Source organism: Frigoribacterium salinisoli (assembly GCF_054781095.1).
In genome coordinates this window covers 175142-189324 of the sequence record NZ_BAAGVB010000001.1, presented here as the reverse complement: position 1 = coordinate 189324, position 14183 = coordinate 175142, and the positions used below count along the sequence as shown (strand labels likewise).

12 protein-coding genes and 1 pseudogene are annotated in these 14183 nt (G+C 74.6%); 5 read left to right on the top strand and 8 right to left on the bottom strand.

Features of this window, described 5'->3' with window-relative positions; translation table 11 throughout:
• Positions 1-25 precede the first annotated feature (25 nt).
• The 6 genes from ACYVHQ_RS00905 to ACYVHQ_RS00880 all read right to left on the bottom strand — a co-directional run bounded on the left by ACYVHQ_RS00905 (position 26) and on the right by ACYVHQ_RS00880 (position 7315).
• Complete coding sequence (locus tag ACYVHQ_RS00905; protein ID WP_460510040.1) at positions 26-811, bottom strand: polyprenol monophosphomannose synthase; 786 nt, start codon at positions 809-811, stop codon at positions 26-28.
• A gap of 153 nt (positions 812-964) precedes the next feature.
• On the bottom strand, positions 965-1657 hold the full coding sequence (locus ACYVHQ_RS00900) for a class F sortase (RefSeq protein ID WP_460510038.1): 693 nt from the start codon (positions 1655-1657) through the stop codon (positions 965-967).
• Positions 1654-2814, bottom strand: coding sequence for a glycosyl hydrolase family 8 (locus ACYVHQ_RS00895; RefSeq protein WP_460510036.1), 1161 nt, complete (start codon positions 2812-2814; stop codon positions 1654-1656). The genes ACYVHQ_RS00900 and ACYVHQ_RS00895 overlap by 4 nt, the downstream gene beginning before the upstream one ends.
• A gap of 82 nt (positions 2815-2896) precedes the next feature.
• Positions 2897-3742: a DUF4397 domain-containing protein gene (locus tag ACYVHQ_RS00890; protein ID WP_460510034.1), complete on the bottom strand. Its 846-nt coding sequence runs from the start codon at positions 3740-3742 to the stop codon at positions 2897-2899.
• Between the two features lie 112 nt (positions 3743-3854).
• Positions 3855-5855 (bottom strand): ArnT family glycosyltransferase, encoded by a 2001-nt coding sequence (locus ACYVHQ_RS00885; RefSeq protein WP_460510032.1) that lies wholly within the window; start codon positions 5853-5855, stop codon positions 3855-3857.
• Entirely contained in the window at positions 5852-7315 is a 1464-nt protein-coding gene (locus tag ACYVHQ_RS00880; protein WP_460510030.1) for a glycosyltransferase, read from the bottom strand. Before ACYVHQ_RS00880 ends, ACYVHQ_RS00885 begins: the two co-directional genes overlap by 4 nt.
• Positions 7316-7660: 345 nt before the next feature.
• Here ACYVHQ_RS00880 and ACYVHQ_RS00875 point away from each other — a divergent pair, with 345 nt between their 5' ends.
• Together ACYVHQ_RS00875 and ACYVHQ_RS00870 are read left to right on the top strand one after the other, a co-directional pair.
• Positions 7661-8665: an aldo/keto reductase family protein gene (locus ACYVHQ_RS00875; RefSeq protein WP_460510028.1), complete on the top strand. Its 1005-nt coding sequence runs from the start codon at positions 7661-7663 to the stop codon at positions 8663-8665.
• Between the two features lie 138 nt (positions 8666-8803).
• The gene (locus ACYVHQ_RS00870; protein ID WP_460510027.1) at positions 8804-9355 is read left to right on the top strand and encodes a YceI family protein; all 552 of its coding nucleotides are present in this window, start codon (positions 8804-8806) and stop codon (positions 9353-9355) included.
• A gap of 85 nt (positions 9356-9440) precedes the next feature.
• Here the strand turns inward: ACYVHQ_RS00870 and yidC are convergent, their stop codons facing one another.
• A complete protein-coding gene (yidC, locus tag ACYVHQ_RS00865; RefSeq protein WP_460510025.1) occupies positions 9441-10184 on the bottom strand; it encodes a membrane protein insertase YidC in 744 nt (247 codons plus the stop codon).
• Between the two features lie 66 nt (positions 10185-10250).
• Positions 10251-10550 carry a DUF6412 domain-containing protein gene (locus tag ACYVHQ_RS00860; protein WP_460510023.1) on the bottom strand — a complete coding sequence of 100 codons (300 nt, stop codon included), beginning with the start codon at positions 10548-10550 and terminating at the stop codon, positions 10251-10253.
• Positions 10551-10710: 160 nt separating this feature from the next.
• Between ACYVHQ_RS00860 and ACYVHQ_RS00855 the strand changes: the two genes are divergently transcribed.
• The 3 genes and pseudogenes from ACYVHQ_RS00855 (at position 10711) to ACYVHQ_RS00845 (ending at position 14173) form a co-directional block, all read left to right on the top strand.
• Positions 10711-11796, top strand: a complete 1086-nt coding sequence (locus tag ACYVHQ_RS00855; protein WP_460511203.1) for a glycerol dehydrogenase — start codon at positions 10711-10713, stop codon at positions 11794-11796.
• Positions 11797-11990: 194 nt separating this feature from the next.
• Positions 11991-12431 (top strand): annotated as a pseudogene (locus ACYVHQ_RS00850) (TIGR03086 family metal-binding protein); the annotation flags it as partial.
• Positions 12432-12484: 53 nt separating this feature from the next.
• Positions 12485-14173 carry a long-chain-fatty-acid--CoA ligase gene (locus ACYVHQ_RS00845; RefSeq protein ID WP_460510021.1) on the top strand — a complete coding sequence of 563 codons (1689 nt, stop codon included), beginning with the start codon at positions 12485-12487 and terminating at the stop codon, positions 14171-14173.
• Positions 14174-14183: the final 10 nt, after the last annotated feature.

Here is a 14183-nt window from a genome sequence, read left to right as displayed (position 1 = left end):
CCCCGTGGGACCACGCCGTGCCGGGTCAGGCGGAGCCCACGCGGTGCGACGTCGCACGGACGCTGGGCAGCCGCCGACGGCGGAGGGCGAGCTCGCGGACCGCGGCCGCGCGCCTCCTGAGCCCCCACACGGTGACCTTGAGCAGGCTCTCGCGCACGATCGAGCCGCTCATCTTCGAGGTGCCGTGCACGCGCTCGGTGAACGTGATCGGCGTCTCGACCACGCGCAGGCCGCGCTGCAACGCCCGCCAGAGCAGGTCGACCTGGAAGCAGTAGCCGTGCGACTCGACCGCGTCGAGGTCGAGGGAGCGCAGCGCCGACGCCCGGAACGCGCGGAACCCGCCGGTCGTGTCGGCGACGCGGATGCCCAGGGCCCCCCGCGTGTACCAGCTGCCGCCGCGACTGAGCAGCTCCCGCCGCAGCGGCCAGTTCTCGACGCGTCCACCCGGCACCCAGCGCGAGCCGAGCACGAGGTCGTCGTCCGTGAGCAGTCCGATCAGCCGGGGCAGGTCCTCCGGGTGGTGCGAGCCGTCGGCGTCCATCTCGACGATCGCCGGGTACCCGCGGTCCAGGCCCCACGTGAAGCCCGCGAGGTAGGCGGCGCCGAGGCCGGCCTTCTCGGTGCGGTGCAGCACGTGCACGCGCCCGTCGGCGGCGGCCCGCGCGTCGGCGAGCTCACCGGTGCCGTCCGGCGAGCCGTCGTCGACGACGAGCACGTGCACGTCGGCACCGCTCGCGAGCACGCGGTCGAGGATCGGGTCGAGGTTCTCGCGTTCGTCGTAGGTCGGGATGATGACGAGGGCGTCGGTCACGGTGTTCTCCTGTTCGGGCAGGTGTCGGTCGGGTCGGGTCGGGTGGGTCGGGTGGCGCAAGAGGCGACAGTTCGGGCCTCGCGTCGGGGCCAGGAGCCCTCCCAGGCGGCGTGTCGCGCCCGGGAGGTCGCCTTTTCGGAAGAAGGAGAAGGGTCAGGGGGCGACGAGGTCGGCGTAGACGATGAGGTTGTCCTCGTAGTGGCCGGTGGAGCGGTCGAAGGTGCCGTCGCAGGTGATGAGCCGCAGCGACGGCGTGGGGCTGGGGCCGTAGACGTCCGAGGTGGGGAACGCCGCCTTGGCGCTGCGCTGCTCCCCCGAGACGCGGAAGGTGCTCACGTCGCCGGTCGAGAGCGTGACGAGCACCTCGTCGCCGACCGCCAGCTCGTCGAGCCGGGCGAAGACGGCCGGTCCGGTGGTGCTGTCGACATGGCCGGCGATGATCGCGGGGCCGACGCCGCCGGGCACGGGCCCGTCGGTGAACCACCCCGCGCTGTCCCAGTCGACCGGCGCGGCGAGCTCGCCCTGCGGGCCGATGCCGAGGCCCTCGAGCCCGCTGTCGACCCCGAGCGAGGGGATCTGCACGCGCGTCGGCACGGCCCCTGCAGGAGGCGCGGACACCAGCGGCGCCGCCGGGTCCTGGAACCCCGTGGTCGCGTCCGGCGTCGCCGCAGGGGCCGCGGTCGTCGACGAGCCCGTCGGGGCGGTGTCGTCGCGGCCGGCCAGCGCCACCGCGACGCCGCCGGTGGCGAGCACCGCGACGGCGACCGCCGAGGCGATCAAGGCGGCACGGCGGCGGCCGGCACGGTGCTCGACCGCGCGACCGCGGTCCGCGTGCCGCGCGCTCACGGCGACACCGCCAGCGGGCTGCACGCACCGAGGGCGTCGTCGTCGAGCTGCAGCGCAGCCAGTGCGACCCACGCCGAGCCGTAGTAGGTCGGGGTCGCCTGGGCGAGGGCGTCGGCCCGGGCGAGGTCGGCCCGCGCCGCCTCGGTGTCGCCGGCGCTGGCGACCGCCGCGGCGCGCGCGACGTAGGCCAACGGGTGCTGGTCCTCACCGACGGCCTGCCCGCCGAGGTCCAGCTGGACCGGCAGCTCGTCGTAGCGGGACAGCACCCCGGCGAGCCGGGCGGCGAGGGCGACGTCCTCGGGCTCGCAGGACTCGGCGTAGCGCAGCGGCAGCCGGGCCGCGTCGTAGCTGTACGCGACGACGCCGGACGAGCCGTCGGCGCTGGGCAGCGGGACGACGGTGCCGTCGCGCCGCACCTGCGCCCAGTCGCTCGGCAGGGCCGTGCCGTCGAGCACGGCCGTGGTGACGGTGCGCGAGCCGGCCTCGAGCTCGGCCCAGCGGGGGTCGCCGCTGGCCTCGGCCAGCTGCCGGAAGGCCGCCGGTGCCGCGTAGGAGGCATTGTACGACCACGGGCCGGGCCCTTGCGCCCACGGGCCGGGCAGCAGGATGCGCCCCAGGGGCGTCTCGACGGTCATCTCGTCGAGCACGGCCGTGCCGAGCTCGACGCCGTCCCGCGTGAGGTCCGGGCGGTCGAACGCCTCGCCCGCGACCACGAGGGCGCGGGCCGCGTCGACGTCGGCGTCGCTGGCGGGCATGTCGTCGACGACCTCGCCGTCGGTCCAGCGCCAGGCGAGCAGTCCGTCGTCGCGCACGAGCTCGCGCCGGGTCCACCGCCAGACGTCGTCGAACGTGTCCTCGTCGCCGACGGCCGCCGCGACGAGCAGCCCGTAGGCCTGCCCCTCGCTCACGGTGTCGCCGCCCTGGTCGGTGCGCACGACGCGGCCGTCGTCCACATGGTCGGCGAGGAACGCCTCGCCGAGCTGCTGCGGGGTGCGGGCCGCGACGTCGTCGGAGCCGGGCTGCGGGGTCGACGTGGTCGGGCCTCCTGCGCTCGGTGCGGTGCCGCCGGGCCGGACGACGACCACGGCGACGAGCACCACGAGGGCGACGGCGACGAGGGCGGCGACGGCGAGGAGGAGCTTCGTCCTGAGGGGCATGTCGGTCCTTCGGTCGGGTGGAGGGCGGGAGCGGCGCGGGACGCCGGGAGGGCGGGACGGCAGGGCCGTCCCGCCGCCCGGGTCAGCGCAGGCCGAGGAAGGCGAGGACGCGGTCCCAGGTGCCGGCCCCGCGCTCGTGCCGCTCGTCGTCGCCGCGGCTGTCGGCGAGCGCGCCGCCGCCGGTCTGCACGCCGCCGATCGGGGTGGCCGCCGTCGCTGCACTGTCGGTCACGGGGACGGCCGTGATGCCGCCCGTCGAGTTGTCGACGACGAACACGGTCGAGACCGTTCCCGCCGCGAGGTCGATGTCGGCCGTGCCCTGGGCGTCCTCGCCGGTGATGTCGATGGTCCAGGGGCCCGCGGCGACCTGGGCGTACTGCGTGGCGCTGCCGAAGGCCGCCCCCTCGGCGATGGGGGTGCCGGTGCTCGTGGCCACGTCGACCTCGTCGGCCACGTTCGCCACCTGCACGAGGCGCAGCTTCGCCTGACCGGCGTCGGGCGCGCGCAGGTCGTCCTGGAAGACGCGCGTCTGCAGGTCGCTGCTGCGCCCGTAGGCGGCCACGGTGGCGGGCTGGTCCTGCTCGACCGTGACCTTCGCGCTGAGCACGGGGTCGGCGCCCTCGTCGTCGCTCGCCGTCATGGCGACCGTGTACGTGCCCGAGGGCAGCTCGGCGTAGGGGCTGACCTGGCCGAAGGTGACGTCGTCGAGGTCCATGACGACCTGGCCGCCGGCGACCGCGGTGAGCGTCACGTCGACGGCCTTCGTGTCGGGCGAGAAGTGGCCGACGCGCACCCAGCCGTCGCCCTCGGCGGCGGACGCGGGGGCGGTCGGGGCGGCGAGCGGGGCGACGACGAGCGCCGCGGCGACGGCGGTCGCGGAGGCCACGGCGAGGCGGCGGGGGTGCGCGGTGCGGGTGGTGGCGTTCATGGTGGTGCCTTCCGGTTCGGGTTCGGGTTCGGGTTCGGGCGGGGTCCGGGCGGGGCCCGGGTACGGGTCCCCGGGCTCGAGGGGGTCGTGCGGACGGACGGGCCCCGAGGGGTCAGCCCAGTGGTCCGCCGGTGCCCGGCACGGGCCAGGTCGCCCGGAGGCCGCCGTCGACGTCCTCGAGGCGCTGCGGCCCGTAGGCCGGTCCGAGGTCCTCGAGCAGCTGACGGGTCCCGGCGCGGTCGCGGCCCTCGACATCGGTGAGGACGAGGCTGCGGGCCGGCTGCGACTGCTCGCCCGGGAGGGCGGCGAGCTCGTCGACCGTGACCGGTCCGAGCGAGGCCAGCTGCGCGAGCGAGAGCACGGCGCGCTCGTCGACGCGACCGTCCGCGAGCGCGGTGCGCACCGCCTCCGGCGCCTCGAACGACGGGTTCGCAGCGAGCTGCCGTCCCACCTCGGAGCGGTCGATCGCAGCCTCGTCCGCCTGCTGCTGCGCGGCCTCGGCACCCTGCGCGTCGATGCGGCGGACGTCGACCTGCTGGTCGGCCTGCCCGAAGCTCGCGACGACGGTCGAGTTCTCGAGGGCCTGCGCGATCTGCGGGGCGTCGGGCCCGGAGGTGCGGATCGATTCGGTCGTCACGAGGAAGTCGCTGTCGGCCCAGCCGTTCGGGTTCTGGGCGACGACGGCCCCGTCGGTGTCGAGCTTGTAGAACCAGATCACGTCGTCCCGGTCGAAGCCGGCCTCGACGAGGTCGACCCACATGGCGTCGTCGACGAGCAGCCGGCTGTCGCGCGGCACGTTGTCGACGACCCACTCCTGCGCCTGCCGCATCGGCGCGTCGAGGTCGGCGAGGAAGAACCCGCGCAGCTGGGTCGTCCAGAGCGGCACGGCGACGACGACCGCGACGGCCGTGAGCCCCAGCCAGGCCGTGGCCGCGGTCCGTCGGGCGGCCGTGGCGGCGCGGCCCGGCGTGCGACCGCGCCAGGCGCGCACCGCCGCCTCGCCCACGCCGGCCACGAGGAGGGCGGCGAACGGCAGCAGCACGATGACGTAGGGCACGGGCAGGTAGCCGCCGGGGCGGAACATGAACGCGAGCAGGAACACCACGAGCGCGGCGAAGGGCCGGAGGCGGCGGACCGACAGGCCGACCACGGCCGCGAGCGTGCCCAGCACGATGAGGACGGGGTCGAGGGCCCACCACTGTGCCGCGGCCTCGTTCGCGAGGTCTCCGGCGACGAGCACCGACCCGCTGCCCTCGCGGCTGCCGAGCTGGTAGGTGATGCCCTCCCAGAGGCTCACGCGGCCCTGGCCGGGCACGACCTCGCCCTTGACCAGGGCGAGCGCCACGTAGCTGAGCCCGAGGAGGGTCAGCAGTGCCGCCGAGACGGAGAGCGTGTAACGGCGCGTGGCACGGTCGGCCGTGCGCCACATCACCCAGACCAGGAACGGCAGGGCGAGCAGGTAGGTCTCCTTCGAGAGCACCGCGACGCCGAACGCGGCCGCCGCGCCGACGAAGCCGGCCAGCTGGTACCGGCGACTGAGCGCCAGCAGGAACGCCGCGAGCAGCCAGGGGGTGGCCACGTTGTCGAGGTAGGCGGTGCGGTGGTACTGCAGGGCCAGCGGCGACACCGCGAAGACGACCGTGGCGGCCGTCGCCGTGAGGCGGGAGAGCCCGATGCGCCGGGCGAGGGCCCAGAGCAGCACGGCGGCGACGAGGGTCGCCACGAGCACGGCCTCGCGGGCCGCCACGACGGCGATGTCGTGGCGCCCGAAGGCCCCGGTGACGGTCGTGTACGCCGCGATCTGCAACCAGCCCACCGGAGGGTGGTCGTACCAGTAGGTGTAATGGGCGATCTCGCCGAGGTTCGCCACCGCCCAGGCCTGGGCCGTGTAGGTGCCCTCGTCGTCGATGCGCTGCGGGCTGCCCGCGAGGTTCCAGGCCTGCGCCACCGCGGCGAGCGCGAGCGCGGGCAGCAGCCAGACGAGGTCGCGCCCGCGGCGGCGGATCCAGGAGGGTCGACCCGCCCAGCCGTCGGGGGCCGGCTCGTAGGGGGTGCGGCGCGGCGCAGGGGGCGCGGCGGGCGTGGTGCGGGGGCGTTCGGTCGTGGCGGTCATCGGTCGCCTCCGGGGGTGCCGGCGAGCACGGGCTCGCGCTGGTCGAGGGGCGCGGGGGCGGCGTCGCGGTGGGCGCCGGAGTGCTCGGTCTTCTCCCACGCGTCCATGCCGCGGACGTGCCGGAAGACGGCGCGGACGGCGGCGAGCGCGAGGAACACCTGGTACGGCAGGAGGCCCCAGACGAGGCGCGCGTAGTCGCGGACCCGGACCTTCTCGCCGTAGGTGCGGCCGAACTCGGCGAGCCCGGTCATCTCGACGGCCAGCAGGACGAGCGTCGGCGCCAGCGGCACGAACGACACGAGCGCGACCGCGGTCGGCACCTTCGTCGTGAGGATGAGCACGATCGAGATGGGGATCAGGAGCCCGGTGGCCGCCTGGATGAACGGCATGGTGAGCAGGTACCGGGCCATGAGGCGCTGGCGTACCGTGGGCAGCTTCTTCCACTCCCCCTTGGCGAGCACCTGCATGAAGCCCTGGTTCCAGCGCGTGCGCTGCTTGAGCAGCGAGACGAAGGTGCCCGGCGTCTCCTCCCGGGTGACGACCTCGGGGCTGTAGGCGACGACGACCTTCGCGCCCGCGCTCGAGAGCCGCACGCCGAGCTCGCAGTCCTCGGCGAGGCAGGAGGCGTCCCACCCCTCGGACCAGTCGAGCCACTCCCGCCGGGCGAAGACGGTGTTGCCGCCGAGCGGGATGAACTTCGCCTTGGCGTGGAAGTGCAGGCGCGAACGGAACCAGAAGTAGTACTCGAGCACGTTGCGCAAGCTCCACCAGCTCGAGCGGAAGTTCATGAGCTGCACGCCGCCCTGGACCACGTCGGCCTGCGTCTCGGTGAACTTGGAGTCGACGAGCGTGAGCAGTCGGGGGTGGACCTCGTCCTCGGCGTCGAACACGCCCACGACCTCGCCACGGGCCGTCTGCAGCGCCAGGTTGAGCGCCTTCGGCTTGTTCTTGGGCACGCTCGAGTCGACGACCACGCGGATGAGCTCCGGGTGGCGCTCGGCCGCCTCGCGGGCGACCCGCTCGGTGCCCGGATCGTCGTGGCCGACGATCGCGATGATCTCGAAGTCGGGGTGGTCCTGCTGCGCGAGGCGGTCGAGCGTCGCGCCCATGACCTCCTCCTCGTGCCGGCCCGGCACCAGGAGCGTGAACGAGTGCGCCGAGGGCAACGGCGAGTCGCTGAAGCGGCCGCCGTCGAGCGTGTCGCGCGAGCGCCAGGCGTGCAGCATCCACCACAGCGTCGACACGGCGACGGCCGTGAGCGCGAGGCTCACGAGCACGAGCGACGAGTAGCCGATCCACTGGAGGGGCGACCAGTCGGGCAGGGTGAGGCCGAACGCCTCGGCCGTCCCCGCACCTCCTGTGCCTCGGTTCGGCACGAAGGTGCCGGGTGCGGCAGGGGCGTCCGGGGTCAGCAGGGGCTGGGGTTCGGCGGCAGCGGTCAGGGTGGGCGACGTCGTCACGGGCGGGTCTCCGGTCGGGTCAGGGCGGATCGGGCCGGAGCACGGCGCCCTCGGGGGCGCGCACTCCGGGTGGTGGAGCGTTCGGGTGGTGGAGCGTTCGGGTGGTGATCAGGTGCAGGAGCGCTCGGTCGCCTTCGGGAGCGACGCGATCACACCGCGTGCGGCAGGAGCCCCCGCTCGGGGGTCCTGCCCGTGATCACGACCCTGGTTCGGGGGCCACGGCACGGTCGGTTTGGTCGGGGTACGTCGTTCCGGACGCTCTGCCAGGCAGGCGTCACCTGCCGTTCACATCCGGCGAGGGAGGACGAGCTGTCCTCCGCCGTCGCCCGCGCGTAGTGTCGGGCCATGGAGTTCAGGTACCTGGGAGACAGCGGTCTCAAGATCTCGGAGATCACGTACGGCAACTGGCTGACCCACGGGTCGCAGGTCGAGAACGACGTGGCGACGCAGTGCGTCCACGCCGCCCTCGACGCCGGCATCACGACGTTCGACACGGCGGACGCCTACGCGAACACGGCCGCCGAGCAGGTGCTCGGCGACGCCCTCAAGGGTCAGCGGCGCGAGTCGCTCGAGGTGTTCACGAAGGTCTACTGGCCGACCGGACCGGCCGGGCACAACGACGTCGGCCTCAGCCGCAAGCACATCATGGAGTCCATCGACGGCTCGCTGCGCCGCCTCGGCACGGACTACGTCGACCTCTACCAGGCGCACCGGTACGACGCCGAGACGCCCCTGCACGAGACGATGCAGGCCTTCGCCGACGTCGTGCGCCAGGGCAAGGCCCTCTACATCGGCGTGAGCGAGTGGGACGCCGAGCAGATCCGTGCCGGCCAGGAGCTCGCCTCCCAGCTGGGCGTGCAGCTCATCTCGAACCAGCCGCAGTACTCGATGCTGTGGCGCGTCATCGAGGAGGAGGTCGTGCCGACGAGCGTGCAGCACGGCCTCGGCCAGATCGTCTGGTCGCCGATCGCGCAGGGCGTCCTCACCGGCAAGTACAAGCCGGGCGCCGAGCTGCCCGCGGGCAGCCGCGCGACGGACGAGAAGGGCGGCGCGGACATGATCAAGCGCTTCCTCAAGGACGACGTGCTCACGGGCGTCGCCCAGCTCGAGCCGATCGCGTCCGACCTGGGCCTGTCGATGGCGCAGCTCGCCGTCGCCTGGGTGCTGCAGAACGAGAACGTGTCCTCCGCCATCATCGGCGCCTCGCGCCCCGAGCAGGTGCACGACAACGCGGGCGCCGCGGGCGTCACGCTCTCGGCCGACGTGATGAGCGCGATCGACGACGCCGTGGGCCACCTCGCCGAGCGCGACCCCCGCAAGACGGTCTCGCCGGCCCAGCGCCCGGCCTGACGCGCCCGCGGGCGCGGCGCCCACGCGTGCAGCACGGCGCCGCGCCCCGGGAATGCTTGCGCTGTGCATGCGCTTGCATATACTCGTAGCAACCTCGATGACACGTCATCGACCACCTCAGACCACTCAGGAGACACCATGGCCATCACCACCGAGCAGATCCCCGCCGGCACCTGGACCCTCGACCCGACGCACAGCGAGATCTCGTTCAGCGTCCGCCACCTCGCGATCAGCAAGGTCAAGGGCACGTTCGAGCGCTTCGACGCGAGCCTCACGACCGCCGAGGACCACACGGCGAGCGCCGTCACCGCGACCATCGACGTCGCCTCGATCAACACGAACCAGAAGGACCGCGACGGCCACCTGCAGACCGGCGACTTCTTCCTCACCTCCGAGCACCCCACGATGACCTTCACCTCGAAGAGCATCGAGGAGAAGAAGGGCGAGCAGTTCCTCGTCCACGGCGACCTCACCCTGCGTGGCGTGACCAAGCCCGTCACGCTCGACGCCGAGTTCGGCGGCCTCGTCGTCGACGGCTACGGCCAGACGAAGCTCGGCTTCTCGGCCACGACGAAGATCGACCGCACCGCCTTCGGCGTCAACTGGAACGCGGCCCTCGAGGCCGGCGGCTTCACGCTGGGCAACGACGTCACGGTCTCGCTCGAGATCCAGTTCACGCTCGCGCCGTAGTCCGGGCGCTCGCGCGGCGATCCGCGCAGCACCCCGGAGGGCCCGCACCTGCACGCGCAGGGGCGGGCCCTCCGTCGTGCCCGGCTCAGGCGGTGGCGCGCCGCCCGAGCAGTCGGCGCAGCACCGCCCGCTCCCCCAGCGTCCACGTCGCGCTCGTCACGACGTAGAGCCCGGCCGCGAGCGGCACGACGGCCGCCACGACGACCGTGACGAAGGGCAGGAGGCGCAGGACCGGCGCGAGTCCCGGCACGTCCTGCCCGGGCACGCCCCCGGCAGCGCCCGTCGCCCGGACCGACGCCCGGCGGCTCAGCTCCGTGACCGCGGCCAGCAGCCCGAGCAGGCCGAGCACGGTCGCGGCGGCGGCCGGCCCGGCGGCGAGCGCCGCGACGAGGCCGCCGTCGAGCGGGGCGCCGGCCAACGTGCCGTCGAGGACGGACGCGGCCGCGCCTCCTGCCGTCGGGTGCGCGAAGAGGGCGTAGACGCACGCGAGCACCGGGGCCTGGGCGAGCGTCGGCAGGCAGCCGGCGAAGGGCGAGACGCCCTCGGCGGCGTAGAGCTCCTGCAGGGCGCGGCCGCGGGCCTGCGGGTCGCGGTGCCGGCGACCGAGCTCGGCCACCTGCGGGGCGAGCCGTCGGCGGGCGAGCTCGGCGCGCACCTGCGAGACGGCCACGGGCACGAGCACGAGGCGGACGAGCGCGGTGAGCAGGACCACCGCGAGCGCGGCGGCGGAGGCCCCGGCGAGCGGGGCGACGAGGTCGGCGAGCAGGCCGACGAGGGCGGACAGGCCGTCGAGCACGACGGCGAGGGGCGGGAAGGTGGACGGGTCCATGGGGGTCCTCACGACGGAGCGGGCGGGGTCGCGGACGACCGCCCGGACATCCGTCGGAGGACGGGCTCAGGCGGTCGCGGGGACCGCTCCCGGGGCCCGGCTGCGCACGTGCCCGCGCGCGTCGGGGTCACGACGCCAGACGAGGGTGCGCACCGCCGCCGGCTCGTCGAGCGCAGGAGGCGCGACGTCGCCCGCGAGGCCCACCAGCGTGAGCACGACCCGGGCCACGCCCACGAGCACGACCACGGTCGCGGCGCCCAGCAGCCCCACGAGGAGGGCCGCGGGCACGGGCACCAGGTCGCCCGCCGGGACGGCGCCGTCGACGACCGCGAGGACGCGGGCGAGGAGGGCGAGGCCGAGGAGCACGTGTCGACCGTACCCCCCCTGCCGGTCAGGCGCGAGGCCTACCGTGCAGCGGGTCAGGCACCCCCGAGAGGAAGGACCCACCGTGGCCGCCACCGAGAACGCCCCCGCACCCGTCAGGACCCTCATCAGCCCGAGCCGCTTCGTGCAGGGCAAGGGGGCGATGACCCGCCTGGGCGAGTTCGTCGCCCCGATCGGCAGCCGCCCCCTGCTCGTCGTCGACGACGTCGTCTGGGGCCTCACCGAGCAGACCGTCCGCGACTCGTTCGCCGCGCACGACCTCCGGGTCGAGCGCGTCGGCTTCGGCCGCTTCGCGACCCCCGCCGCCGTCGAGGAGCTCGTCGGGGAGATCCGCCGCACCGAGGCCGACGTCGTGATCGGCGTCGGCGGCGGCAGCGCGATCGACGCCGTCAAGGCCGCCGGCCACGACGCCGGCATCCGCTGGGTCAGCGCCCCGACCGCGGCCTCGACCGACGCGCCCACGTCGGCGCTCGCCGTCATCTACAGCGAGGAGGGCGAGTTCCTCGAGTACCGGTTCTTCCCCCGCAACCCCGACCTCGTGCTCGTCGACACGCAGCTCGTCGCGAACGCCCCCGTGCAGTTCCTCGTGGCGGGCGTCGGTGACGCCCTCGCCACCTCCATCGAGGCCCGCGCCGCGCGCCGCTCGTCGGCGACGACCATGGCAGGGGGCCTGCCGACCGAGACCGGGACGGCCCTCGCGGAGCTGTCCTGGCGCCTCCTGCACGAGAACGCCCTGCCCGCGATCGACGCCGCGCGCGCGGGCGTCGTCACGCCGGCCCTGGAACGGCTCGTCGAGGCGAACACGCTCTTGTCGGGCCTGGGCTTCGAGTCGGGCGGCCTCGCGGCGGCCCACGCGATCCACAACGGCCTCACCGCGGCACCGCAGGCCCACGGCCTCGCGCACGGCCAGAAGGTGAACATCGGCTCGCTCGCGCAGCTCGTGATGGAGGGGGCGGCCGCCGACGAGATCGAGGACTTCATCGTCTTCACCACGAAGGTCGGCCTGCCGAACACCCTCACCGAGATCGGCCTCAGCCCCGACGACGAGGACGAGCTGCGCGCCGTCGCCGAGGCCGCCTGCGTGCCGGACGAGACGATCCACTCGATGCCGTTCCCGGTCACGCCGGACCTCGTCGTCGACGCCCTGAAGGCGATCGAGGGCCTCTCGCGCCGCGTCCGCGCCGCGCACGGCCTGCCCGAGCCGGTCCTCTACCGCGCCGAGCACTGACCCGCCGACGCCCCTGGGAAGGATCGGGGCTCCTCCATCGTTGTCGGCAGCAGCAGCCGCCCCACCGACGGAGGAGCCCCATGACCGACTGGACCGCCCTGCAGCCCCGCGCCGCCGCCGAGTTCGCCCGCCGCCTCGACGCCGTCACCGACTGGGACGCCCCCACCCCCGACGTCGAGTGAAGCGTCCGCGACCTCGTCGCGCACGTGACCCGGGAGCAGCAGTGGGTGCCGCTGCTGCTGGCCGGCGTCGACGCCTCGACGCCCGAGACCGCGCTCGAGCCGCTCGGCGACGACCTCGTCGCGGCCTGGCACCGGCACGCGGGCGCCGCGGCCGACGCCTGGCGCAGCGCCGACCACGACGCCGTCGTGCGGCTCAGCACCGACGAGGTCACGGTGGCCGAGTACCTCGCCGAGCAGGTGGCCGACGTCACGGTGCACTCCTGGGACCTCGCCCGCGCGGTCGGCGCCGACGAACGGCTCGACGACGACCTCGTCGCGGCGGTCTGGACCGTGTTCGAGCCCCAACGCGACGCGCTCGAGGCGTCGGGCCTGTTCGCCTCCCCCGTGCCCGTCGCCGCCGACGCGCCGCTGCAGGTGCAGCTGCTCGCCCTCACGGGACGCGACGCCCGCTGACCCGTCGGGCGGGCGTCCAGCCTCCTGCGTCCCCCGCATGGTTGGGTGAGCCCATGACCCGACCCGCCGACCGGCCGTGGCTGCACAGCTACGCCCCGGACGTCCCCGCCGACATCGAACCCGTCACCGGGACGCTCACCGACCTCATCGACGAGGCCGTCGAGCGCTACGACCGTGCCGTCGGGCTCGAGTTCTTCGGTGCCGAGACCACGTACCGCGACCTCGGCGAGCAGGTCGACCGAGCCGCCGAGGGCCTCAGGAGGCTCGGCGTCGGCGCCGGCGACCGGGTCGCCCTGCTGCTGCCCAACAGCCCGCAGCACGTGGTGGCGTTCTACGCCGTGCTCCGCCTCGGCGCCATCGTCGTCGAGCACAACCCGCTCTACACCGACCGCGAGCTGCGGCACCTCTTCGAGGACCACGGTGCGAAGGTCGCGATCGCCTGGGACAAGCTCGTCGGCCGGCTCGCCGCGCTGCCCGCGGACCTGCGCTTCGCCACCGTCGTCTCGGTCGACGTCACCCGGGCGATGCCCCTGCGCACCCGCCTCGCCCTGCGCCTGCCCGTGCCCGCGGCGAAGGAGTCGCGCGCCGCGCTCACCGACGGCGCGACGGGCGACTCCACCTGGGAGCAGCTGCTCTCGGGTCGCCGCCTGCGCTCGCGCCACCCCCGCCCCGCCCTCGACGACGTGGCGCTGCTGCAGTACACGAGCGGCACGACCGGTGCGCCCAAGGGGGCCGTGCTGACGCACCGCAACCTGCGCAGCAACGCGGCCCAGGGGCGTGCCTGGGTGCCCGGCCTCGTCGACGGCGCCGAGACGGTCTACGGCGTGCTGCCGTTCTTCCACGCCTACGGCCTCACGCTCTGCCTCACCTTCGCCATGAGCATCGGCGCCCGGCTGGTGCTGTTCCCGAAGTTCGACGTCGACCTCGTGCTCAAGGCGGCCAAGGCGCACCCGCCGACCTTCTTGCCGGCCGTGCCGCCGATCTACGCGCGCCTGGCCGAGGCGGCGCGCGAGCGCGGCGTCGACCTCAGCGCCGCCCGCTTCGCCATCTCGGGTGCCATGAACCTGCCGACCCCGGTCGTCACCGCGTGGGAGGGCGTCACCGGCGGCCTCCTGGTCGAGGGCTTCGGCCTCACCGAGACCAGCCCCGTGTCGCTCGGCAACCCGGTCGGCCCGACCCGTCGCCCGGGCACGGTCGGCGTGCCGTTCCCGTCGACCGAGGCGCGCGTCGTCGACCGCGACGACCCGACCACCGAGGTGCCCTCGGGCGCCGCCGGTGAGCTGCTGCTGCGCGGGCCCCAGGTGTTCCAGGGCTACTGGAACAAGCCCGACGAGACCGCCGCCGCGTTCGTCGACGGCGACTGGTTCCGCACCGGCGACATCGTCACCATGAGCGACGACGGCTTCGTCACGATCGTCGACCGCATCAAGGAGCTCATCGTGACGGGCGGCTTCAACGTCGCGCCCTCCGAGGTCGAGGAGGCCCTGCGCGGCCACGCCGACGTCGACGAGGCGGCCGTCGTCGGCCTGCCCCGGGCCGGGGGCGGCGAGGACGTGGTCGCCGCGGTCGTGCTCCGCACCGGTGCGACCTTCGACGCCGAGTCGGTCCGCGAGCACGCCCGCGTGCACCTGGCCGCCTACAAGGTGCCCCGCCGGGTCGTGCAGGTCGACGAGCTGCCCAAGAGCCTCATCGGCAAGGTGCTGCGCCGCGAGGTGCGCGACCAGCTCGTCGCCGCGGGCTGACCCGCCGGGG

What these genes read in the sequence shown, in the direction of transcription:
- ACYVHQ_RS00890 (WP_460510034.1), bottom strand. Translation starts at nt 3,742, where the DNA reads ATGAACGCCACCACCCGCACCGCGCACCCCCGCCGCCTCGCCGTGGCC.
- ACYVHQ_RS00845 (WP_460510021.1), top strand. Translation starts at nt 12,485, where the DNA reads ATGACCCGACCCGCCGACCGGCCGTGGCTGCACAGCTACGCCCCGGAC.
- ACYVHQ_RS00855 (WP_460511203.1), top strand. Translation starts at nt 10,711, where the DNA reads ATGACCCGCCTGGGCGAGTTCGTCGCCCCGATCGGCAGCCGCCCCCTG.
- ACYVHQ_RS00875 (WP_460510028.1), top strand. Translation starts at nt 7,661, where the DNA reads ATGGAGTTCAGGTACCTGGGAGACAGCGGTCTCAAGATCTCGGAGATC.
- ACYVHQ_RS00895 (WP_460510036.1), bottom strand. Translation starts at nt 2,814, where the DNA reads ATGCCCCTCAGGACGAAGCTCCTCCTCGCCGTCGCCGCCCTCGTCGCC.
- ACYVHQ_RS00885 (WP_460510032.1), bottom strand. Translation starts at nt 5,855, where the DNA reads ATGACCGCCACGACCGAACGCCCCCGCACCACGCCCGCCGCGCCCCCT.
- yidC (WP_460510025.1), bottom strand. Translation starts at nt 10,184, where the DNA reads ATGGACCCGTCCACCTTCCCGCCCCTCGCCGTCGTGCTCGACGGCCTG.
- ACYVHQ_RS00870 (WP_460510027.1), top strand. Translation starts at nt 8,804, where the DNA reads ATGGCCATCACCACCGAGCAGATCCCCGCCGGCACCTGGACCCTCGAC.